The sequence below is a fragment of the Micromonospora qiuiae genome (assembly GCF_016863555.1).
In the GTDB taxonomy this organism is placed as follows: Bacteria; Actinomycetota; Actinomycetes; order Mycobacteriales; family Micromonosporaceae; genus Micromonospora; species Micromonospora qiuiae.
Genome location: NZ_BOPC01000023.1, coordinates 122,374 through 143,752 on the forward strand (window position 1 = coordinate 122,374; position 21,379 = coordinate 143,752).

Sequence of the window (21,379 nt, forward strand, 5' to 3'; positions counted from 1 at the left end):
TACCCAACGAGCTGTCAACGAAAGACGTCGATTCCGAAAGTGCCGGCGGCGTTGACATGGGCAAAGTCCATCCCTAGTTTGGACAGAGCTTCAACTAAATGGGACGGTGGTGGCATGTGGACCGACGGGCGGCTCTGCTACGGCGGTGACTACAACCCGGAGCAGTGGCCGGCGCAGGTGTGGGCCGAGGACGTCGCGCTGATGCGCCAGGCCCGGGTCAACCTGGTCACCGTCGGGGTGTTCGCCTGGTCCCGCCTGGAACCGGCACCCGGCCGGTACACCTTCGACTGGCTCGACCAGGTGCTCGACCTGCTGCACGGCGGCGGCATCCGGGTCGCGCTGGCCACCCCCACGGCGTCCCCGCCGCCCTGGTTCTCGGCGGCGCACCCGGACGCTCTGCCGGTCACCGCCGACGGGGTTCGGCTGCACCACGGCAGCCGGGACACCTACTGCGCCGCCGCGCCCGCCTACCGGGCCGCCGCCCGACGCATCGCCGGCGCCCTCGCCGACCGGTACGCCCACCACCCGGCGCTCGCCGGATGGCGCGTGCACAACGAGTACGGCACCACCTGCCACTGCGAGCACACCGCGACCGCGTTCCGCCGCTGGCTGGTCGCCCGCCACGGCGACCTGGACAGCCTCAACGACGCCTGGGTCACCAGCTTCTGGAGCCAGCACTACACCGACTGGGCGCAGATCAGCACCCCCCGGGCCACCCAGTACCTGGCCAACCCCGGCCACCTGCTGGACTTCCGCCGCTTCTGGTCGGACACCCTGCGCAGCGCGTACGCCGAGCAGCGCGACCTGCTGCGCGCGGCCAACCCGCGGCTGCCGGTCACCACCAACTTCGTGCTCGGCGACTGGGTGCCGGTCGACCACGCCCGCTGGGCCGCCGAGGTGGATCTGGTCGCCGTGGACCACTACCCGTCGGCGGTGGACATCGGCGCCGAGGAGCAGACCGCCCTGGTCGGCGACCTGGCCCGCGGCTGGGCCCGGCACGCCGCCACCCGAGGTCGCGACCCGGCGGCGGCCGCCGGCCGCGGCGACGCACCCGCACCGGCGTGGCTGCTGATGGAGAGCGCCCCCAACCAGATCCACACCGCCGGGCGGATGCACACCAAGGAACCCGGACGGATGCTGCGGCACAGCCTCGCCCACGTCGCCCGCGGCTCACACGGGGCGATGTTCTTCCAGTGGCGGGCCCCCACCGGCGGCGCCGAACGCTTCCACTCCGCCCTGGTGCCGCACGCCGGACCGGACAGCCGGGTGTTCCGCGAGGCCGTCGAACTCGGCGCGGCGCTGCACCGGCTCGCCGAGGTACGCGGAACCGTCGAGGCGTCCGTGGCGCTCGCCGTCGACGCCGCCAGCGGCTGGGCGCTGCGCCACCCCGGCCTGCCCTCCCGCCGGTTGGACCACCACGAGGAGGCCGCCGCCGCCCACCGAGGGCTGTGGCACGCCGGCTACGGCTGCGACGTGGTCGTGCCCGGCGACCCCCTCGACGGGTACCGCCTGCTCGTGCTGCCCGCCCTCTACCTGACCGACGACACCACCGCCGGCTGGATACACGACTACGTGCACGGCGGCGGCCACCTGCTGGCCACGTACCTCAGCGGGGTCGCCGACGAGCACGCCCGGGTGCGCCTCGGCGGCTACCCGGGCGCGTTACGCGACGTGCTCGGCGTGCGGGCCGAGGAGTTCCACCCGCTGGCCGACGAGGAGCAGGTCACCCTCGCCGACGGCGGCACCGGGCGGATCTGGGCTGAGACGCTGCGCCCGGCCGGAGCGCAGGTGGTCACCGCGTACGCCGGTGGGCTGCTCGACGGCCGGCCCGCCGTCACCCGCCACCGCTACGGCGCCGGGACCGCGTGGTACCTGTCCACCCGACCCGACGAGCACACGTACCGGCGGCTGCTGGCCGACGCGGCACGCGCCGCCGGCGTCAGACCCGTCTGCGTCGGCGCGCCCGACGGCGTGGAGGCGGTGCGGCGCCGCGCCGGGCAGCACAGCTGGCTGTTCCTGCTCAACCACACCGACCGGGCACAACGCGTCGCCGCGCGGGGCGTGGAACTGCTCACCGCGGCCACCGTCGACCAGGTGGTGGCCCTGCCGCCCGGCGGCGTCGCCGTGCTGCGCGAGCACACCGGGTGATCTCCGTCAGCCGGCGGCGACCGCGGCGCGGGAACGGTCGGCGGCGATGCGCACCGCCAGCGCGGCCAGCACCGTACCCATCACCACCCGCTGCACCCGCAACCACAGCGGTCGCCGCCCGAAGAATCCGGCGATCCCGCCGGCGGCCAGCACGATCAGCGTGTTCACCGTCAACGCCACCGCGATCTGGGTCAGCCCCAGCAGCAGACTCTGCGCTGCCACGTTGCCCCGCTCCGGGTCGATGAACTGCGGCAGCAGCGACACGTACAGGATCGCGATCTTCGGGTTGAGCAGGTTGGTGACCAGGCCCATGGTGAACAGCCGCCGAGCCGGGTCCGGCGGCAGCGGCGCCGGGGTGAACGGCGAGTGCCCGCCCGGACGGACCGCCTGCCAGGCCAGCCACAGCAGGTACGCCGCCCCGGCCAGTTTCACCGCCGTGTACAGCGTCGGCACCAGCACGAACACGGTGGCGATGCCGGCCACCGCGGCGCCCAGATAGACGGCGAAGCCCGCCGCGACCCCGAGCAACGAGATCAACCCGGCCCGCCGCCCCTGGGTCACCGACCGCGACACCAGGTAGACCATGTTCGGCCCCGGCGTCAGCACCATGCCCAGCGCGACCAACGCGATCCCGACGACGCCTGCCGTACTCACCATGTCTGCACCACCCCGTTACGCGTTCTCCGCGAGCCTACGACAGCGGGGGAATGCCCGCGGCGACGGTGACGCTGTGCTCCGGGCAGGCGACGGTCGCGTTACGGTGGGCTCGGGAGGTGGCGAGGTGCACAGCTGGGAGGCGTCGGTCGAGGCGCAGATCCGCTCGGCGCAGGAACGCGGTGAGTTCGACAACCTGCCCGGCGCCGGCAAGCCGATTCCCGGCCGGGGTCTGCCCTACGACGAGTCCTGGTGGATCAAGAGTTTCCTGGAGCGTGAGCAGGTGCCCGGTGACCTGCTGCTACCCACCCCGCTGCTGCTGCGCCGCCGCATCGAGCGCCTGCCCGACGAGGTCCGCGACCTGCCGACCGAGCAGGCCGTACGGGCCTGCGTCGCCGAGCTGAACGCGCAGGTGATGGCGTGGCTGCGCAACCCGTCCGGCCCTCGGGTCGCGGTGCGTCCGGTCAACGCCGACACGGTCGTCGCGCGCTGGCGGGCCGACCGGAGCACCACCACCGCCAGCGCGTCGTCGGCGCCCGCCACGCCGTCGCGGGCGCACCGGCGTGGGTGGTTTCCATTCCGCCGCCGCCGCACCGTCTGACGTTGTCGTGCCGGCGGGTCACGACTAAGATCCATGGGGTGACTGCCGGGTCGGCCATGGGCCACGAGCGGACGGGACACCCGGCCCGCCGGTGAGCCGGGCGCGGGCCCGCGGCCCACCGCTTTCTGCCATCTCCCTGCGCGCCTGCGCCAGGCGCCTGCTGCTGTTTTCCCGCGCGCTGCCTGCAGCGCGCCTCTGTTCCCCAGCGCGTTGTGCCTGCAGCGCGCTTCTCGCCGCGGCCACCGGCGTCCTCCACTGTGGCCGATTCCTGCCAGCGCAGAAAGCAGAGCATGCCGAACGACTTCAACCAGCAGATCATCGACGAGTTCCGGGCCAACGCCGGCCGGGTGGGCGGCCCGTTCGAGGGGGCACGCCTGATCCTGCTCACCACCACCGGGGCGCGCAGCGGCACCAGGCACACTACCCCGGTCGCCTACCTGCCCGACGGCGGCCAGCGGATCCTGGTGATCGCCTCCGCCGCCGGCGCGGACCGGCACCCGCAGTGGTACCGCAACCTGGTCGCCGACCCGCAGGTCACCGTCGAGGACGGAACGTTCACCTACCCGGCCCGCGCCGAGGTGCTCACCGGCGCCGAACGCGACCGGCTCTTCGCCCGCGCCGTACAGGCCGACCCCCGCTGGGCCGACTATCAGGCGAGGACGTCCCGGGTCATCCCGGTGGTGGCCCTTCACCAGCAGGCCGGCGGGCCGCCCGAGGCGTCCTCGCGGGGCGCGGCGCTGAAAATGATCCACGACGCGTTCCGGCGGGAGCTGGCCCTGATCCGGGACGAGGTCGACCGCTCCGGTCCCGGCCTCGGCGCCCAGCTGCGGGTGAACTGCCTGACGCTGTGCGGCGGCCTGACGGAGCATCATCGCCACGAGGACGCGGGCATGTTCGCCGGCATCGGCGCGCAACGCCCGGACCTGGCGCCGGTGCTGGACCGACTGCGGGGGGAGCATCGGCGTGTCGCCGAACTGGTGGCGCAACTCCAGCAGACGGTCAACGCCGGCAGCGCCGACCGGGACCAGGTCCGCGCGCAGGTCGCACGGCTCGTCGCCGACCTGGAGGCGCATCTGGCGTACGAGGAGGAGCAGCTGATCCCGGTGCTCGACGGCGTGGGCTGACACCGCTGCCGGCGGGCGGGCCCGAGTTGCTCTGCCCGCCCGCCGACCCCCCGTCCAACCCGTGATCCCGGCGTTCGTGCTGCCCGGTGGAATCAGCGTCGCTCTTGCGCCCTTCGCAAATCTTGCACAGACCTTGAATCCGCAGATCAACATGGATCGCAGAGGCAGATTTCGGTCGACGTGGATTGCGTTTGTCCGTGCGTCCTTGTCGTGCCGGCCGTTACCGGATACCCCTTGTGCAGACCTTGTGGAAAGCTTGAGTCCGCTGGTGGGCGGCAGCGGCGGACAGCGAGGGCTCATGGTCGTGCAGTTCAGGCTGCTGGGCAATGTCGAGGCGGAGACCGATGGCAATACGATCGATCTCGGTCATGTCCGTCAGCGATGTGTGCTGGCGGTGCTGCTGGTCGAGGCGAACAAGGTCGTCCATGTCGATCAGCTGCTCGACCGGGTGTGGATGGACCGGCCACCGCAGCGGGCACACGGCACGCTCTACAGCTACCTGTCGCGGCTACGGCGGGCGCTGAGCGGCGCCGACGATGTCGGCATCGTGCGGCAGCAGGGCGGCTACCTGTTGCACGTCGATCCCATGGCGGTGGATCTGCACCGTTTCCAGGCGTTGGTCGCACGTGCCCGGCTCACCGCCGACGACAACCACGCGCTACGGCAGTTCGACGAGGCGCTCGGCCTGTGGCGGGGTGAGCCGTTCGCGGGCCTGGACACGCCCTGGTTCAACACGTCGCGTACGGCACTGCACCAGGCGCGGCTGGCCGCCGAACGCGACCGGACCGATATCGCCCTGCGTCGTGGCCAGCATTCCACGCTGCTGTCCGAACTGTCGCGCGCGGTGGCCGAACAACCGTTGGACGAGCGGCTCGCCGGGCAGCTCATGCTGGCGCTGTCCCGTTCGGGCCGACAAGCCGAGGCCCTCGAGCAGTACCAGCGGATCCGGCACCGCCTGGCCGACGTGTTGGGCGTTGACCCCGGCGCCGACCTGCAGGAGCTGCATCTGCGGATCCTGCACGGCGATCGCGAGTTCGCCGCCTCGGCCGTGCCAGCTGAGGCTGCGGGCAGCGGCCGTACGCCCCGGCAGTTGCCGCCGCCACCGGCGAACTTCGCCGGCCGGGTCCGAGAGTTGGCGGCGCTGACCGACGCCGTCGACCAGCAGGTCGCCACGGGAGGCGGGGTCGCCATCTCCGCTGTCGGAGGGATGGGTGGAATCGGCAAGACCTGGCTGGCGTTGCGGTGGGCCCACGACAACCTGGACCGGTTCCCCGACGGGCAGTTGTACGTGAACCTGCGTGGCTTCGAGCCCGCCGTGGAGGCGATGCCACCGCAGGTGGCGCTACGCGGCTTCCTCGACGCCCTCGGTGTGCCGCCCGGATCCGTCCCGGCGGACCTGGAGGCGCAGGCCAGCATGTACCGCAGCTTGGTGTCCGGCCGGCGGATGCTGATCGTGCTGGACAACGCGCGCGACGCCGAGCAGGTGCGCCCGCTGTTGCCCGGTGTCCCCGGATGCGCCGTGGTGGTGACCAGCCGACAGCAACTGTCCGGCCTGGTGGCGGTCGAGGGTGCCCGCCCGGTCACGCTCGACCTGCTCACCGCCGCCGAGGCCCGAGAGTTGCTGGCGAGCCGACTCAGCGACAGCCGGGTGCTGGCCGAGCCGACGCCGGTGCAGGGGATCGTCGAGCGGTGTTCCGGGCTGCCGCTGGCGTTGGCGATCGTGGCGGCCCGCGCGGCGGCCCAGCCCGGGTTCCCGCTGGCCGCGCTGGACCGGGAACTGGCTGAACTGCAGGGCAGCCTCGACGGCTTCGCCGGCAGCGGAGACCCCGCCACTGACCTGCGGTCGGTGTTCTCCTGGTCGTACCGGGCGCTCGGCGAGCCGGCGGCGCGGCTGTTCCGCCTGCTCGGGCTGCATCCCGGGCCGGAGATCTCGGTGCGGGCCGCCGCCAGCCTCGCCGCGCTGCCGGAGCGGCAGGTGCGTCCCATCCTCGGCGAACTGCACCGGATGCAGCTGTTGGTGGAGCGGGTCCCCGGCAGATACACCTGCCATGACCTGTTGCGGGCGTACGCGACGGAACTGGTCGAGTCGGAGCCTGCCCAGGTACGCCGCGCCGCGCTGCACCGGATGTTGGACCACTACCTGCACAGCGCCTGTTCCGCCGATGCGCGACTGTCCCCGCTGCGGGACCAACTCGTGCTGCCCGCCGCGGAGGCGGGCGTACGCCCGGACAGCCCATCGGACAACACGCAGGCGTTGGCCTGGTTCACCGAGGAAAGCCCAGTGCTCATGCGGGTGGTCGAGTTGGCTGCCCGGCACGGCTTCGACCGGCACGTCCGGCAACTGGCGTGGGCGCTGACCACCTTTCTCAGCCGGCGGGGCAACTGGGCGGACCTGATCGCCGTGCAGGAGGGCGCGTTGGCCGCCGCCGAGCGGGACGGTGACCGGGCGGCGCAGGCGCAGGCCCATCGGGACATCGTCCCCGCCTACAGCGAGACCGGCCGGTTCGGGTTGGCGCGGATGCACCTGGAGCGCGCTCTGGCACTGCTGGAGGAGCTCGCCGACCGGGTCGGCCAGGCACACACCCTGCTGACACTGGGCTGGTTGAGCGAGAAGGAAGGGGACCAGGCGGTTGCGTTACGCCACGACGAGCGGGCGCTGCGGCTCTTCCGCGACAACGGACATCAGGCAGGGGAGGCTCGGGCGCTCAACGCGCTCGGCTGGGACCACGCCATGCTCGGCGATCATCAGCAGGCGGTGCGTCACTGCCAGCAGGCGGTGGCCCTGCAACGCCGGCTCGGTGACCTGACCGGTGAGGCGAACAGTTGGGACACGCTCGGCTTCGCCCATCACCATCTCGGCCACTACCGGTGGGCGGCCCGCTGCTATGGCCGGGCGCTGAAACTCAACCGCGAACTCGGCCACCGCTACAACGAGGCGGAGACGCTGCGGCACCTCGGCGACACCCGCCAGGCCCTCGGCGACCACGAGGCCGCCAAGCGTTGCTGGTTGCGCGCCCTGCGGATTCTCACGGAGATAGCGCACCCGGAGGCCCAGCAGTTGCGGGACAAGCTCGCTGCCGTGCAGGCGAGGGTCGCCACCCGGCGCAGCGCCTCGAACGGCGTGGTCGCCGCGTGGCCCCGGGGCCGCGTCACGGCTGTGCGGTGGACAGCGCGTTGAACGCCCCGCCGCGCATGGCCGTCTTCGTCAATGGACCGGCGCTGGTGTGCCCTGCGATACTTTCGGGCGATCGGGGATATGCCGGCACCGGCACCGGACCGTCGTGTAGGGACGTCATTTGCGGGGAGAATTGATCACGGCCGAAGACCGTTCGGGGATGACGCCTGTACGTGTGAGCGTGCCGGTCGTTTTCGACTATCTGCTGTCCCACTTGGGATTCTTCGCGGTGCTCCCGGTCCTGCCGCCGTTGCTGGGACGCCTGCTCCCGGATGCAGGTCCCTGGTTCATCGGGGCGGCTCTGTTCGCTTTCAACTTCGCGGTACGCGGTGCGTCGCTGTTCTGCGCGACCGTACTGCACCAGGTTCCTGTTCGCCGTGCCATGATTTCCGGGCTGCTGATGGCGGCATTCGGGTTCGCTCTGCTGCCGGTCGCGCCCGGTCGCCTCGGCATCGTGGGCTGCCTGCTCCTCGCCGGCACCGGCATCAGCACCAACGGGCTCATGGCTCGGGTGTACGTCGCGATGTCCCTGGAGAGCGCGGCCAGGCGCAACACCGTGTTCTCGGCGATCCAGGTCGCGGTCAACGTGTCCGCGGCGCTCGGGCCGATCCTGGCGAACGTCATGCTCGGGCGTGACATGTACACGCCGCTTCTGCTGGTGGCGGCCGGGATGTACGTGCTGGCGGCCGTGGCGGTTGCGCTTCTCGTACCGTCGGGAATGCGACCGAGGGACGGAGATGTGCGTCCCCCGTTGCGCCTCGGTCTGCTCCGCGCCGTGGTGGCCGATCCACACGTGCGGCGCGTCTCGTTGATCACCGCGGTGGGTGGGTTCCTGTACGCGCAGTTCTTCAGCGCGATCGCGCTGCACGTCGTACATGTGACGGACTCCGTCGGGTTGCGGGCCGGCTTCTTCACCGCCAACGCGGTGTTCGTCGTACTGCTCCAGGTGCCTGTTTCCGCATATGTGGCCCGTCGCATGAGCACGGGAACATCGTCGGTGCGCTTCCTGACCGTCGGTGTGATGATCTTCGGTGCGGCGTTTGCGGTGATGGCGGTCGGTGGCGCGGCGGTGATCGGCGTGTTCGCGGTGGTGGCGGTGTTCTCGCTGGCTGAAACCTTCTTCACGCCAACGGTCAACACCGCGTTCAGCGAGATTCCCGGTGGCCGTCCGGTCGTGGAGTTGTTCAACCTTCGGCAGGTCGCCGCCACCGCTGGCGAGTCGATCGGCGCCTTCTGCGGCGGTGCCTTGTTCGCCACCGCCATGCAACACGACATGCAGCCGGTGTACTGGGGCGCCGTCGCCGTCTTCGGCGTTCTCGCCGCTGTGCCCTACCTGCGCCACCCCGCACAGAGGACTATCTGATCATGCGACTGCTCCTGATCGGTTACAACGATGGCGTGCTCGCGGCCCTGGACCGTGTGCAGCCGGCCATCAGCGTCGTCGTACTCGAGGAACAGGATCTCTGGGAGAGCAAGGGCCTCGCGACGAAGGCAAGTAGGCATCCCTGCCTTGCCGACGTCCTGTTCGGCCGGTATCAGCAGGACGACCAGTTCCTCGACATCGTCACGGGGCTGGACGGCATCGACGCGGTCGCACCGGGTCTGGAGTACGCGGTGACGGCTGCTGCCCGCGCGGCCGACCTCCTCGCCTTGCCGGGGGCCGGAGGTGCTGCGGCGCAGATCCTCCGGGACAAGATCTCGCTTCGTCAGGTCACCTCGGCGGCGGGCATGCCGAGCCCGGCGTTCCGCGAGATCGGCTCGGCGGCCGACATCGCGGACTTCGCCGGCGGACGCCCGTGCGTCGTGAAGCCGGCGAACCGGCAGGCGAGCCTCGGCGTGGTGCTGCTCGACGCCGGCGCCGACGTGGCTGCGGCCTGGCGTGAGTGCTCGCAGGCGGATGAAGGTAACCAGGTGGCGAAGCGGCCGATGACGTGGCGCTACCTGGTTGAGGATCGGCTGCACGGCCCGGAGTTCAGCACGGAGTGCCTCGTCGCCGACGGACGGGTCGTGTTCGTCAACGTGACGGCAAAGAGAACCGCTGCCGGGCTGTACCCGGTCGAGTTGGGTCATGTCGTGCCCGCGTCCGCCGTCGACTGCGGTGATCTGGCGTCGTGGCGGCAGGCTGCGGAGCAGCTGGTGCGTGCCGTCGGCTTCGGCACCGGAATTCTACACGCGGAATGGGTACGCGCCGCAGACAAGATCTTTCTCATCGAGTGCGCCGGTCGGCCGCCCGGCGACAAGATTCTGGATCTGATCGACCTCGCCTACGGCACCAACCTCACCGAGCTGTGGGTCTGGTTGCTGGCCGGCCGGGAGATACGGCCTCCCGCCGATCCGGCCGGTGCGGCGGCAATCCGTTTCGTCACGGCGGAACCCGGTCTGATCGGCACCATCGAGGGAGTGGCTTCGGCGCAGAACGAACCGGGGGTACGACGGGTCGATCTGCTGCGCCGCCCGGGTGATCGGCTGTCCGATCTACGGTCCTCGTGGGACCGGGTTGGTTCGGTGATCGCCACCGGCGGAACGCCGGAGGAGGCCGAGGAGCGTGCCCGCACGGCAGCCGGCAGGGTGCAGGTGCTTCCTGCGTAGTACTCCGGTAGCCGGTGGTCGAATCCGTCGGTGGTGGCGGGCAGACCGGCCACGGCCCGGTGCGCGAACCGCACCATCGCCCGAGTTAATTGTTTATCGCAATTATGACAGTCTACAACAGACATACGGTACGGCGGCCATCCAGGTGAGCGAGTAGCATCAGCATCCGCAGCGACCTGATCGGCACCACTTCGGTGCCGATCAGGTCGACGAACTGCGCCAACTTCCCGATCGGGCAATTGCGGCTGGAGCGCCAGCCAGATCAGCTGTTGAGACCTGGGGGACTCGGGTGGGGATTTTGCGTGCCGAGGGCTTTTCGGCATTGGTTGAAGGGGTTGCACGAAGCAGTTCCCGATGTGCCCGGGTGGCCGAGGCCGCCCGGTACGCCGCGTCGCTCGGGCAACGGATTCCGGTCCCGATCGGGCTGGCCGCGCTGACTCGCCCCGAGGAGCACCTGCTAGCGGTGGCGGAAACAGCCGGGGCCATGCTCGCCGCGTACCGGGAGGACGTGGACCGGCTTGTGCTGACCCGTACCGGACGTCTGCGGATGCTTTCCGCCGGGCAGCAGACGCCAGACGACGTGCACCTTCTCGGCTCGGTCGACTGGCTGACCGGCCGGCCAGCCGAGTTGAGCGCGCAACTGGCCGCACTGGCGCAGCGGGACGCTGCCGAGGCGGAGGCGATCAGATCCTGGCTGGCCGCGCTGCCCATCGAGCGGGTCGCCGCCATGATTGAACAGGTCCGCTTCTCGCTGCAGCACATGGCCCCGGTGCTGCTGTACACCGGGGACGGCTGTTACACCAACCTCGGCAAGGGAAGCAACCTGGTGGGCAAGTCGTTACGGTTCGATTCGCCCCGCTGTCTGCTCAATGCGCTGTCGGCCACCCCGGTGAGTCAGTGGACCGCGCAGGACGCCTGCTTCCTGGCCTGTTTGCACGCTCTCATCACCTCAGGCCCACCGGTGCGGGCAGAGGAGTTCAGCGGGACGCAGTTGCGTCCGGACCGGCTCACGACATTCCTGCGGCAGCGGATCGCCAGCTACGGTGCCAGCGAGCCGGACGTGGCGGGCCTTCCCAACGGGGAGCGGTTGTCCGTGCTGGCGCGGGCGAGCGCGGCCGGGCGGGCGGCGGCACTGGCGGCGGGCATCCGGCCGTACCGGGTGATCCAGGGCCTGAACCTGAACAAGCAGGAGCATCTGACCGACAGGCCCATCACGCTCGCGGACGTTCCGCCGGCGGTGGTGAAGACGTTCGCCGTCCTTCTCCGTTGTCCCATCCCGGCCGACTTCGCAACCGTGCGGACCGCATGCGCGCAGAGAATGGCGGACCTGCACCAGCCCGGCGCGAACGGGTTCACCAGCTATTTCGAACAGGTGCTGCACGAACTGGTGCAAGTGGCCACCGACGTCACCGCATCGGATGTCGGCATGTCCCGCGGGCCGCGGTGGGTGGGTGAATTGATTCGGGCGGTACGCGAGCACCGCATGGACCCGGTGGCGTGGACGACGAACGCTTTCTACTGCTGCGTCACACCCAGTCAGACATTCATCGAGCTGTTCACCGACGTGCCGGAGCAACTGCCGCAGGTCCTTCGGGCGATCAGCGCCCGAATGCGGTACAACGGGTGGCACTACCTGCCGCACACCGTCGGGGTGCACCAGCGCAGCGGTGACCGTGACTGGTTCTTCGCGCCGACCATGGCCGACGTCACCGACTGGTCCGATCAGCATCACACTGGGCATGTCGCCAACAGCGTCCGGTACGCCATCCGCGTGCCGTTCGGCGTCGTGGTCGACGGCTGCGACCGTCCCGGCATGCACGACTTCCGCCTCATGCGCGCGGCCGGGGAGCCGTACACTCTGTCCGACCTGCGCGCTGCCATGGCCATCGGCGAGCTGCTGCGCTGCCTGTACCAGGCGCACGTGGACCGGCTGGCGCAACCGGGCGCCCCCGCAGCCCTGGATATCGTCGATTTCGACAACCAGTGGTATCAAGCCCGATACGGTCACGCCCGCGTGGCCACGAAGGAACGAGCACATGTCTGAGCCCGTCGTCATCTTCCTCAACCTGCGCAGGACGCACCTGGAACACAGCGCCGCCATCGAGGCGGCTCACCGGCTCGGATACGGGGTCGCGTTGATCGCGGACACGGTGCCTGCCGGGTTGCCGGAGCGGATCGTGCGCGTGGTGCACCAGGTCGACACCTACGACCAGAGCGCGGTGGACGCCGCGGTCGAGGCCATCGTCGCCGCGTATTCCGTCGCCGGTGTGGTCACGTGGTCCGACCGCGACGTGGAGACCGTGAGCCGCATCGCCGAGCGGCTCGGGCTTGCCGCGCCCACAGTGGCGGCGGCCCGCATCGCGCGCAACAAGTATCTGATGCGTGAGGCGTTGGCCGGACATCCCGACACGATTCCGCGGTTCACCCGGATCACCACATGGGAGGAGCTCGTCAAGGCCGTCGACGACATCGGTTTCCCGGCTGTCCTGAAGCCCACGTCCGGTTCGGGCAGCAAGGGCATCTTCGTGCTGCGGGACAAGGAGCAGCTGCGTGCAGCGTTCGACGAGCTGATGCACTACACCCGGCCCGAGGTCGACCGCGTGTTCCTGGACAACCCGAACGAACTGATCCTGGAGGAGTTCCTCACCGGCACCGAACACAGCGTAGAGGGCTTCGTGAGTCAGGGCGACGTCATCATCGCCGGAATCACCGACAAGCAGACCACCGAGCCGTTCCGGCTGGAACTCGCGCACACCTTCCCCAGCATGCTGCCGGCCGACGTGTCGGCGCGGGTGCACGAGCTGACCAGAACGGTCATCACCGCGATCGGTCTGGACAACTGCACCTTCCACCTGGAGTGCATGGTGAGCCCGGACGGCCGAGCGAGACTGGTGGAGATCGCGGCCCGGGTGGGCGGTGATTTCATCACCTCCCACCTCGTCGGCCTGGCGACCGGCAACCCGTTCGCGGAGAACGTCATCCGGGTGGCCACCGGTCAGCGCCCGGAGCTGGGCGGCGAGCAGCCGTTGTCCGCGGGCGTCCGCAAAATCATGGCGGACCGTTCCGGGGTGCTGGTCGGGCTCGACGGCCTCGCGGAGGCGTTGACGGTTCCCGGGGTCCGCCATGTGGTGGTTGAACGCCCGATGGGGGCGCTGGTGAAACTGCCGCCGGCGGATTACATGTCCAGCACCATCGGGGCGGTGCTGGCGGTGGGCGATTGCGCGGACCGGGTTCACGACAGCCTGGTCAGGGCGGTGAACGCGGTCCGCGTCGGCATCAGCGAGGCTTGATCGTGTCCCGGTCCACCGTCCTGGTGCTGGGCTGCGCGTCGACCACCCCACACGGGCGTGATCAGATGCGCAGGCTCAGCGCGCAGGCCAGAGGCCGCGGGGTGCGGCTCGTCGGTGCCGACACGCCGGCCAACCTGCGGGCGTTCGCGCCGAAGCTGGTTGACGACGTCGTCGCGTTTCCCGTGCACGACGCCGGTGCCGCCCGATCCTGGGCGGCCACCTACCGGGAGCGCATCGACGCGGTCATGACCTTTCGGGAAATGTGCGTCGAGTCGGTCGCGGCGATCGCCGACGAGCGCAAGCTCGCCGGCAACCGCCCGGACGCGGTACGCACGATCCGCACGAAGGATCTGTGCCGGCAGGCGCTGCGGGCAGCCGGTTTCCGCCAACCGGCCTGCGCCGTGGTGACCGACGAGCCCTCGGCGCGGCATTTCCTGGCCACGACGGCACCCGGTCCGTGGATCGTGAAACCGCGCGACGGGATGGGCAGCGTGGGCGTGTCCCTCGTCGCGGATTCGGCCGAGCTGGCCCGAGCGATCGCGAGGCTCAACCCCGGCGCACCTTTCCTCATCGAAACGTTCGTCGCGGGGCCGGAGTTCTCCGCCGAAGGCGTGGTGTGCGACCAGGCGCCGGTCGTGCTGTCACTGACGGCCAAGAGCACGGGCGCCGGCTTCGTCGAGACGGGTCACCGCGTTCCGGCGCAGTTGGACGCCGCCACGGCGACGTTGGCGCGGCAGGAGGTGGAGCGTGCCCTCAGGACCGTCGGCATCACCCATGGAATCTTCCACGTCGAGTTCTGGTTGGACGGCCCGAACGTGGTGTTGGGCGAGATCCACGCCCGGCCCGGCGGTGACTTCATCCACGCGATGGTCGAGCATGTGCATCCCGATCTCGAACTTTACGGGGCGTTGATCGACGATCTGCTGGACGTGGCTGTCCCGCCGTTGCCGGCAGCGAGCCGGGCGGCTGGTGCCGAGTTCCTCGTCCTGCCCGCCGGGCGGGTACGCCGGGTACAGGGCTGGGCGGAGCTGTACGAGGATCACGCCGTACTCGCCGCCGATCTCCCCCTGCGGGCGGGAGATCTGATCCGGCCGGTGCACGAGTCCGCGGACAGGCACGGCGTGCTGGTGCTCGGCGCCGCCGACCCGGCCGAATTGGAGACGGCGTTCCAGCGGCTCCGGAAGATGATCCAGATCGAGGTCGAGCCAGTCGGCGCGGCATAGAACTCTTGGTTGAGGTCGAGGAGCCAGCCGGGCGGGTCGGTTCGCGCCCGCCCGGCTACGTCCACGCTAGCCCTCGCCCAACACGGTGAACGTGAATCCGGCGCTGGGGCGGGCTCGAGAGCCTGGGTCATGCCCGCCGTGCCCCACCACCTGCGGGCCCTCGCCACTCCGGCGCAGGCGTCCCGTCCTGATCAACGGTTGTGCCGAGGAAACCACGGACTGCAAGGGGCCGCGGGAACCGCTGGACGTCCTCATGATCGGTCTCCTCTTCGGGTCAGTCGGGCGTGGACTCTGCTCGCGAGGTTAGGAGGTTTCGACCTCTGATTCGATTGAGTTTGTCGGGGTTGGTGACGGAGTAGACGCCGGTTGCTCGCCGGTGGTCAGGGGTGAGATCGAGGACCAGGACGGCGATTGGTGAGCCGCTGTCGAAGAGCACCGCGGACGGGTCTCCGTTGACGCGGCGGTAACCGATGTCGAGGCCGTGAGCGTTGGCGGCGACCGCGAGCAGGGTCTGGGCGACGGCATTGCGTCCGCGGATGGGCTGCAGGCTGGTGGCCGGGCCTTTGCCGCCGCCGTCGGTCCACAGGGTCACATCCGGCGCCAGTACCTTGAGGAGGGCTTGCAGGTCGCCGCCGAGGGCGGCGGACAGGAACCGTTCGGTGACCTCGCGCCGCACCTTGGGATCCGGCTCGTAGCGGGGACGTCGGGCGTGCACGTGTTCGCGGGCGCGGTGCGCGAGTTGGCGTACCGCGGCTGGGCTGCGGCCGAGCATGTCGGCGATCTCGGTGTGTGCGTAGCCGAACACCTCGTGCAGCACGAACACCGCGCGTTCCAGCGGGGTGAGGGTTTCCAGCACCACGAGCAGCGCCATCGAGGTCGAGTCGGCCCGTAGCGCCGGGTCGGCGGCATCGCCGGCGAGGTCAGTGTCGGCGAGCGGGGTGACCAGTGGCTCGGGGAGCCACTGGCCGATATAGGTCTCGCGGCGGCGGTCGATCTCGGTCCGCTTGGCGAGGGCCTGGTTCACCGCGATGCGCACCAGATAGCCGCGCGGGTTGTCGATCTGCCGCGCGTCCTGAGCCCGGGTACGGGTGGTCCAGGACAGCCAGGTCTCCTGGAGCACGTCCTCGGTGTCGGCGACGCTGCCGAGCATGTTGTACACGACCGAGAACAGCAGCTCCCGGTGCCCGACAAAGACGTCCGTCGCGTGGTCGGCCGCCTCGCTCGGGCTGGCTTGCCTTTCGGCCACGATGGCTCCTCTCCTCCTGGTTGCTACCCCACAGAGGTGCATCGCCACCCGGGTGTGACGTGGCCGCCCGCAGATGTGATCCACCTCTCCGGGACCGGCTCCAGGTGTCACATTCTCGGTCCAGGCCCGCCTCTTGGGTCGCGTACGCCGAGGCATTCCGCCTCGGCACGCTACGCAGCGCCAGGAGGACTTGATGCGTACCCTGATCACGAATGTGCGGGTCTTCGACGGTGAGCGGACCAGGTCCCGCGCCGACGTCCTGGTCGACGGTGACCGGATCGCCGAACCGGACGGCAGCCCGGTCGACGTCGAGGTGGACGGAGCGGGCAAGACGCTGCTTCCTGGCTTGATCGACGCGCACACCCACACCTTCGACGGCAGCCTCGCCGAGGCGTTGGCCTTCGGCGTCACCACCGAGCTGGACATGTTCTGCCTGCCCGGCAACCTGGCCCGGCAACGGGAGTTGGCCGCCGGCCGCGACGATGTGGCGGACCTGCGTAGTTCCGGGATGCTGGCCACCGCCCCGGGCGGGCACCCGAGCCAGGTGATGGCCGGGTTGGACGCATCGACGCTGGATGGGTTCGGCGACGCCGTCGGGGCGTTCGACACAATCGCCGACCCGAGCCAGGCCGCACGGTTCGTCGAAGCGCGACTGGCCGAGGGAATCGACTACCTGAAGATCGTTATTGACGACGGCGCCGTGCACGGCGCACGGCTGCCGGTGCTGACGCCCGAGATCGTGGCCGCGCTGGTGGAGGCCGCGCACGCCGCAGGGCTGATGAGCATCGCCCACGCGGTCACCACACGGGAGGTCACGATCGCCCTCGATGCCGGTATCGACGGCCTGGCTCACGTGTACGCCGACGCCGACGCGGGCGATCCGGTCGGATCCGAACTCGCGGACAGGATCGCCGCGCAGGGCGTGTTCGTGGTCACCACTCTGGCGTATTTCGAAGCGATCAGCGGACAGGCGGGAGCGGCGGACCATGCGCGTCCCGGCAGTGCCGACAACTCCGTCCACGCGGCGCGCGCGCTGCACCGGGCCGGCGTGCCGCTGCTGGCCGGCACCGACGCCAACCCGTTCGCCCCGATACACGGCGCGGCCATGCATCGCGAGCTCGCGTTGCTCACCGAGGCCGGTCTGAGCGCTGAGGAGGCGCTCGCCGCGGCCACCAGCGGGCCGGCCCGCCACTTCGGGCTGACCGACCGTGGCCGCATCGCTGGCGGGCTGCGTGCCGATCTTGTCCTCGTTGAGGGTGATCCCACCCGGGACATCACCGCCACCAGCGACATCGTCGACGTCTGGCGCCGCGGCGTCCGCCAGCCGCGATAGCCGCTCACGGAGCGAAGGACGCACATCATGACGTGGACGCGTTGGCCTTGTCGCGGGCCGCCCGCGCACGGATCTGGCCGGTCTCCTGAATCGAGTTGACTTTGGTGGGGGTGGACGTGCTGAAGCCCTCCCAGACGGACTGTCAGCGTCCGCTCCGGGAGGGCTTGCCAGCGGAGGTAGTGGTCAGGTGATGATGGAGCCGGGGGAGTAGAACGTTCCTCTGAGCGGAGGAGAGCCGCCCTTCCACGTCACCGTGGCCGCCATCACACTTTGGACGTGGCCGGAAACTCCGTTAAAGGGCACGCGGTGACTGCAGGTCGTAGATGCGCCAAGAGCCACCGGGCAGGTGTTCACCGGGGCGAGGATGACGCCGTGCTGGGCAATGCCGATCTGCATGAAGATGGCGTCGGTCTCGGTCGCCAACTGGCCGTCGTCGGTCCACCGGCAAGCAACGGCCCAGGTGGAACACCTGACGAGCCGTTCGGGCGCTGGCGCGAGGCGGGAAACGAGCCGAACGTAGGCAACCATCCCGACGGTCCTCACCAAGGTCTGGGGCACCACGACCGCTGCGGCCATGTCGTCCGGCCTAGGCCGACGCCTCGCCGAACCGCTGGCGTATCGCCTAGCGGGGTCTGAGTCCGTCGACGACGACGTCCAGCATGCGCTTCAGTTGGGGGCGCTGCTCGGGTGCGCCGGCCACGGAGAGCAAACCGGCGAGGATGCCGCCTACCTCGGCCGGGTTGATGTCGCTGCGCAGCTCTCCTGCTGTGGCGCCGGCCTCGAGCACCATCGCCAGGACCTGCTGGACCTCGTCGCAGACCGGTCCGGTGCCGAAGCGGCCGGAAGCGCTCATGGCGACCAGGGCCTCGCAGATGCCGCGTCGTTCGCCGGCCCAGTCGGCGAATCGGAGCATCCACGCGTGGAGGGCCTGTGCGGGCGGCTCGGTAGCCAGCAGGGTGCGCGCATCTTCGCGCAAGGGGCGGATCTGGTCCCGGTAGACCTCTTCGACCAGATCCTCTCGGGTGGGGAAGTGCCGGTACAGGGTGGCGTTTCCCACTCCCGCGCGTTTGGCGATCGCGTCCAGCGAGATCGCGCGTCCGGATGCGAAGGCTTCGGCGGCCGTGGCGATCAGGTGCTCGCGGTTGCGCTGCGCGTCGGCGCGCAGGGTACTGCGTGGAGGTGTCATGACCTTCGCGATCGTGAGTGTCGGATGAGGCTCGGAAACGATTCGGGGATGTCCCCGGTTCAGTGTACTGTGAGACAACCGGGGAGATCCCCGGTTGTGCGCGGTCATCACCCACTGCTTCAGCGACGAAAGGTCTGCCATGCCTACAGCTCTCATCACCGGGGGAACGACCGGGATCGGCAGAGCGACGGCCGAGCTGCTGCACGCCCGCGGCTACCAGGTCACGGTCACCGGACAGAATCCTCATTCCCTCGCACGGGCACGGTCCGAGCTCCCCGACGACGTGCTCGTCGTCCGATCCGATGCGCGCGTGCTCTCCGACACCGACGCTCTGATGTCAGCCGTCTCGACGCGCTTCGGATCACTGGACCTGCTCTTCCTCAACGCCGGGATCTTCCGTCCGGCACCAGTAGCCGAGGTGACGGAGGAATCGTTCGACGAGCACGCCGATCTCAACTTCAAGGGCCAGTACTTCACCCTCCAAAAGGCCCTTCCCCTCATGAACAACGGTGGCTCGATCGTGCTGACCGTGGGCATCGGGTCCCGTCGCGGCAGCCCTGGCGCCACAGTGGGGGCGGCGACGCGCGGCGCGCTGCTGGCGATGCTGCCCTCGCTCGCGCTCGAACTGGCTCCGCGCAAGATTCGCGTCAACGCCGTGAGTCCCGGGGCCACCGACACCCCGCTGTTCGACAAGCTGGGAGTTCCCCAGAGCGGCCGGGACGCCATGCGCGCGAAGATCCCCTTCGAGCGCTTCGGATCCAGCCAGGAGGTCGCGGAAGCAGTCGCCTTCCTCGCCTCGGACGCCGCCGGCTACATCACCGGCCAGGACATCACCGTGGCCGGCGGCTACGGGCTCGGCGTCTGATGAGTATCCACGGGCCCACGACCGGCCCGCACGCAACACACGTCAGGAACCACACCTCACCGGAGAACACGATGGCGCTCACGCTCGACACCTACCGGCAGCTGGGACGTTCCGGCCTTCGGGTCTCACCACTCGCGCTCGGCGCGGCCACCTTCGGCAACGACTGGGGCTGGGGCACGGAGCAGAACGAGGCGCGGAAACTGTTCGACCTCTACGTCGAGCGGGGTGGGAACTTCATCGACACCGCAGTCACCTACACCAACGGCACCTCCGAGCGCATGCTCGGCGAGTTCGCGCGCAACCGGCGCGACAGTCTGGTCCTTGCGACCAAGTACACGACGCTGCGCCGGCCCGATGACCCCAACTCCGGCGGCGCCAGCCGGAAGAGCCTGTTCGGCGCGGTCGAGACCAGCCTGCGGCAGCTGAACACTGACTATATCGACCTGCTCTACCTGCACGTATGGGACTCCACCACGCCCGTGGAGGAGATCCTGCGCGGCCTGGACGACCTGGTGCGCCAGGGCAAGATTCTCTACGTCGCCATCTCCAACACCCCGGCCTGGCAGATCTCACGCATGCAGACGATCGCCGACCTGCGCGGCTGGTCGCCACTGACGGCGCTGCAGCTGGAGTACAGCCTGGTGGAACGCACCGGAGAGCGTGACCTTCTGCCGATGGCCCAGGAGCTGGGACTGGGAACCGTGCTGTGGTCCCCCTTGGCGGGTGGGGTCCTCACCGGCAAGTACAGCCGCCAGGACTTGACCGCACCAGCGTCCGACCAGAGTGAGAGCGCCCGCAAGTCCTTCAACCTGGCCCTGGGCGGAGTGACCGAGCGCAACCTCGCCATCGTGGACGTCGTCAAGGAGGTCGCGGCGGAACTGGGCCGAACCCCTGCACAGGTCGGACTGGCCTGGACCTTGCACAACCCAGGGGCGACCGCGCCCATCATCGGGGCGCGAACTGTCGAACAGCTGCAGGAGAACCTGGGAGCCCTCGAGGTCGACCTCACCCCGTCCCAGAAGGCGCGCCTGGACGAGGTCAGCGTGATCGATCTCGGCTTCCCCCACGCCATGCTCGCCAGTGACCACATCCGCGTACAGACCCGCGGCGACCTGAAGATCCAGGACCGCCGTTGACGGACGCGCACGGGGGCGGCGAGACCCCCGCCCCCGTGCGCGCGTCGAGGCCCTGTCCTCGTATAGCTACGGCCAGGTGGCGAGTAGCCCTGTGTGGGGTTCTGGGCTGCGGTCTCGGCGGTCTTTCAACGCCGAGGGTCGGCTACGAGGGAGTTGACGCGGTTCTCGTACTCGCGGCGGGCCTTGCGCTGCGCCGGGATCGTCGGAGTGCTGGGATGCCGTCGAGAGGCTGGCAGTGGGCGAGCCCGCGCCCGCGGGCAACGCCTCGGCCGGCCCCCAGCCATGCCGGGTAGCCGTCACGGCTCGATGTCCGGCGCTCAGGAGTCGAGTAGGTGGCCTGTCGTCGCGTCGATGTGGTCGGGGATTTCGTCGTGGCGGTCGCCGACTGTCGGTGTTCCTGTGGGCTCGAACATCAGGATCGCCGCGCCGGCGGGAGCATACGGCCTGTGCTGCGTGCCTCGCGGGACGGTAAAGACCGCGCCCTGCGCAAGCCGGACCGTGCGTTCCCCAGCTGGCTCGCGCAACGAGATGCACAACTCCCCGTCGAGCACCAGGAAGAGCTCATCGGTGTCGTCGTGGACGTGCCAGATGTGCTCGCCCGCCACCTTGGCGACGCGCACGTCGTAGTCATTGACGCGTGCGACGATGCGAGGGCTCCACAACGCTTCGAAGGAGGCCAGGGCCGCACTGAGGGCGATGGGTTCATGGCTCATGAGTGAATCCTTGCCCGTTGAGCATGGTCTGTGTGAGTGCTAGAAATCGCACGTGCCGCAAGAATCCTCGCAGTCCGTCTCGTCGACGCAGCCCCA

Annotated in this window: 17 protein-coding genes; 12 read left to right on the plus strand and 5 right to left on the minus strand. The window is 69.9% G+C overall.

The annotated features are described in order from the left end of the window. The first annotated feature begins 114 nt into the window (after positions 1 to 114). Complete coding sequence (locus Vqi01_RS09325; RefSeq protein WP_204034260.1) at positions 115 to 2,148, plus strand: beta-galactosidase; 2,034 nt, start codon at positions 115 to 117, stop codon at positions 2,146 to 2,148. Positions 2,149 to 2,154: 6 nt separating this feature from the next. Here Vqi01_RS09325 and Vqi01_RS09330 read toward each other — a convergent pair whose 3' ends face one another. Then, on the minus strand, positions 2,155 to 2,805 hold the full coding sequence (locus Vqi01_RS09330; protein WP_204034261.1) for a LysE family translocator: 651 nt from the start codon (positions 2,803 to 2,805) through the stop codon (positions 2,155 to 2,157). Positions 2,806 to 2,929: 124 nt separating this feature from the next. Between Vqi01_RS09330 and Vqi01_RS09335 the strand changes: the two genes are divergently transcribed. The 8 genes from Vqi01_RS09335 (at position 2,930) to Vqi01_RS09370 (ending at position 14,804) form a co-directional block, all read left to right on the plus strand. Next, entirely contained in the window at positions 2,930 to 3,403 is a 474-nt protein-coding gene (locus Vqi01_RS09335; RefSeq protein WP_239098280.1) for a DnaJ family domain-containing protein, read from the plus strand. A gap of 290 nt (positions 3,404 to 3,693) precedes the next feature. Beyond that, on the plus strand, positions 3,694 to 4,527 hold the full coding sequence (locus Vqi01_RS09340; RefSeq protein WP_204034265.1) for a nitroreductase/quinone reductase family protein: 834 nt from the start codon (positions 3,694 to 3,696) through the stop codon (positions 4,525 to 4,527). Between the two features lie 298 nt (positions 4,528 to 4,825). Continuing rightward, positions 4,826 to 7,705: an AfsR/SARP family transcriptional regulator gene (locus tag Vqi01_RS09345; protein ID WP_204034266.1), complete on the plus strand. Its 2,880-nt coding sequence runs from the start codon at positions 4,826 to 4,828 to the stop codon at positions 7,703 to 7,705. Between the two features lie 157 nt (positions 7,706 to 7,862). Beyond that, positions 7,863 to 9,065, plus strand: coding sequence for an MFS transporter (locus tag Vqi01_RS09350; protein WP_204034267.1), 1,203 nt, complete (start codon positions 7,863 to 7,865; stop codon positions 9,063 to 9,065). Positions 9,066 to 9,067: 2 nt separating this feature from the next. Then, positions 9,068 to 10,291, plus strand: a complete 1,224-nt coding sequence (locus Vqi01_RS09355) for an ATP-grasp domain-containing protein (RefSeq protein ID WP_204034269.1) — start codon at positions 9,068 to 9,070, stop codon at positions 10,289 to 10,291. A 364-nt stretch (positions 10,292 to 10,655) separates the two neighbouring features. After that, positions 10,656 to 12,335 carry an O-succinylbenzoic acid-CoA ligase family protein gene (locus tag Vqi01_RS09360; RefSeq protein ID WP_204034270.1) on the plus strand — a complete coding sequence of 560 codons (1,680 nt, stop codon included), beginning with the start codon at positions 10,656 to 10,658 and terminating at the stop codon, positions 12,333 to 12,335. Then, entirely contained in the window at positions 12,328 to 13,581 is a 1,254-nt protein-coding gene (locus Vqi01_RS09365) for an ATP-grasp domain-containing protein (RefSeq protein ID WP_204034271.1), read from the plus strand. Before Vqi01_RS09360 ends, Vqi01_RS09365 begins: the two co-directional genes overlap by 8 nt. Before the next feature lie 2 nt (positions 13,582 to 13,583). Then, entirely contained in the window at positions 13,584 to 14,804 is a 1,221-nt protein-coding gene (locus Vqi01_RS09370) for an ATP-grasp domain-containing protein (protein ID WP_204034272.1), read from the plus strand. A 274-nt stretch (positions 14,805 to 15,078) separates the two neighbouring features. Here the strand turns inward: Vqi01_RS09370 and Vqi01_RS09375 are convergent, their stop codons facing one another. Beyond that, entirely contained in the window at positions 15,079 to 16,050 is a 972-nt protein-coding gene (locus Vqi01_RS09375) for a sigma-70 family RNA polymerase sigma factor (RefSeq protein WP_239098281.1), read from the minus strand. A 193-nt stretch (positions 16,051 to 16,243) separates the two neighbouring features. Here Vqi01_RS09375 and Vqi01_RS09380 point away from each other — a divergent pair, with 193 nt between their 5' ends. Continuing rightward, complete coding sequence (locus tag Vqi01_RS09380; RefSeq protein WP_204034274.1) at positions 16,244 to 17,383, plus strand: amidohydrolase family protein; 1,140 nt, start codon at positions 16,244 to 16,246, stop codon at positions 17,381 to 17,383. Positions 17,384 to 17,566: 183 nt separating this feature from the next. Here the strand turns inward: Vqi01_RS09380 and Vqi01_RS09385 are convergent, their stop codons facing one another. Continuing rightward, positions 17,567 to 17,959: a hypothetical protein gene (locus Vqi01_RS09385; RefSeq protein ID WP_204034275.1), complete on the minus strand. Its 393-nt coding sequence runs from the start codon at positions 17,957 to 17,959 to the stop codon at positions 17,567 to 17,569. 46 nt (positions 17,960 to 18,005) lie between these two features. After that, complete coding sequence (locus Vqi01_RS09390; RefSeq protein ID WP_204034276.1) at positions 18,006 to 18,677, minus strand: TetR/AcrR family transcriptional regulator; 672 nt, start codon at positions 18,675 to 18,677, stop codon at positions 18,006 to 18,008. On the opposite strand from Vqi01_RS09390, the gene Vqi01_RS09395 reads away from it, so the two are divergent. After that, positions 18,664 to 19,434 carry an SDR family oxidoreductase gene (locus Vqi01_RS09395; protein WP_239098282.1) on the plus strand — a complete coding sequence of 257 codons (771 nt, stop codon included), beginning with the start codon at positions 18,664 to 18,666 and terminating at the stop codon, positions 19,432 to 19,434. The genes Vqi01_RS09390 and Vqi01_RS09395 overlap by 14 nt on opposite strands. Before the next feature lie 71 nt (positions 19,435 to 19,505). Then, entirely contained in the window at positions 19,506 to 20,570 is a 1,065-nt protein-coding gene (locus Vqi01_RS09400) for an aldo/keto reductase (RefSeq protein ID WP_204034277.1), read from the plus strand. Between the two features lie 317 nt (positions 20,571 to 20,887). On the opposite strand, the gene Vqi01_RS09405 is transcribed toward Vqi01_RS09400, so the two are convergent. After that, positions 20,888 to 21,283, minus strand: a complete 396-nt coding sequence (locus Vqi01_RS09405) for a cupin domain-containing protein (RefSeq protein ID WP_204034278.1) — start codon at positions 21,281 to 21,283, stop codon at positions 20,888 to 20,890. Positions 21,284 to 21,379: the final 96 nt, after the last annotated feature.

Bases quoted from the DNA above. Each gene is read 5' to 3' on its own strand.
- Vqi01_RS09325 (WP_204034260.1), top strand. From the start codon at position 115: ATGTGGACCGACGGGCGGCTCTGCTACGGCGGTGACTACAACCCGGAG.
- Vqi01_RS09330 (WP_204034261.1), bottom strand. From the start codon at position 2,805: ATGGTGAGTACGGCAGGCGTCGTCGGGATCGCGTTGGTCGCGCTGGGC.
- Vqi01_RS09340 (WP_204034265.1), top strand. From the start codon at position 3,694: ATGCCGAACGACTTCAACCAGCAGATCATCGACGAGTTCCGGGCCAAC.
- Vqi01_RS09345 (WP_204034266.1), top strand. From the start codon at position 4,826: ATGGTCGTGCAGTTCAGGCTGCTGGGCAATGTCGAGGCGGAGACCGAT.
- Vqi01_RS09350 (WP_204034267.1), top strand. From the start codon at position 7,863: ATGACGCCTGTACGTGTGAGCGTGCCGGTCGTTTTCGACTATCTGCTG.
- Vqi01_RS09355 (WP_204034269.1), top strand. From the start codon at position 9,068: ATGCGACTGCTCCTGATCGGTTACAACGATGGCGTGCTCGCGGCCCTG.
- Vqi01_RS09365 (WP_204034271.1), top strand. From the start codon at position 12,328: ATGTCTGAGCCCGTCGTCATCTTCCTCAACCTGCGCAGGACGCACCTG.
- Vqi01_RS09380 (WP_204034274.1), top strand. From the start codon at position 16,244: ATGCGTACCCTGATCACGAATGTGCGGGTCTTCGACGGTGAGCGGACC.
- Vqi01_RS09385 (WP_204034275.1), bottom strand. From the start codon at position 17,959: ATGGCCGCAGCGGTCGTGGTGCCCCAGACCTTGGTGAGGACCGTCGGG.
- Vqi01_RS09390 (WP_204034276.1), bottom strand. From the start codon at position 18,677: ATGACCGCGCACAACCGGGGATCTCCCCGGTTGTCTCACAGTACACTG.
- Vqi01_RS09400 (WP_204034277.1), top strand. From the start codon at position 19,506: ATGGCGCTCACGCTCGACACCTACCGGCAGCTGGGACGTTCCGGCCTT.
- Vqi01_RS09405 (WP_204034278.1), bottom strand. From the start codon at position 21,283: ATGAGCCATGAACCCATCGCCCTCAGTGCGGCCCTGGCCTCCTTCGAA.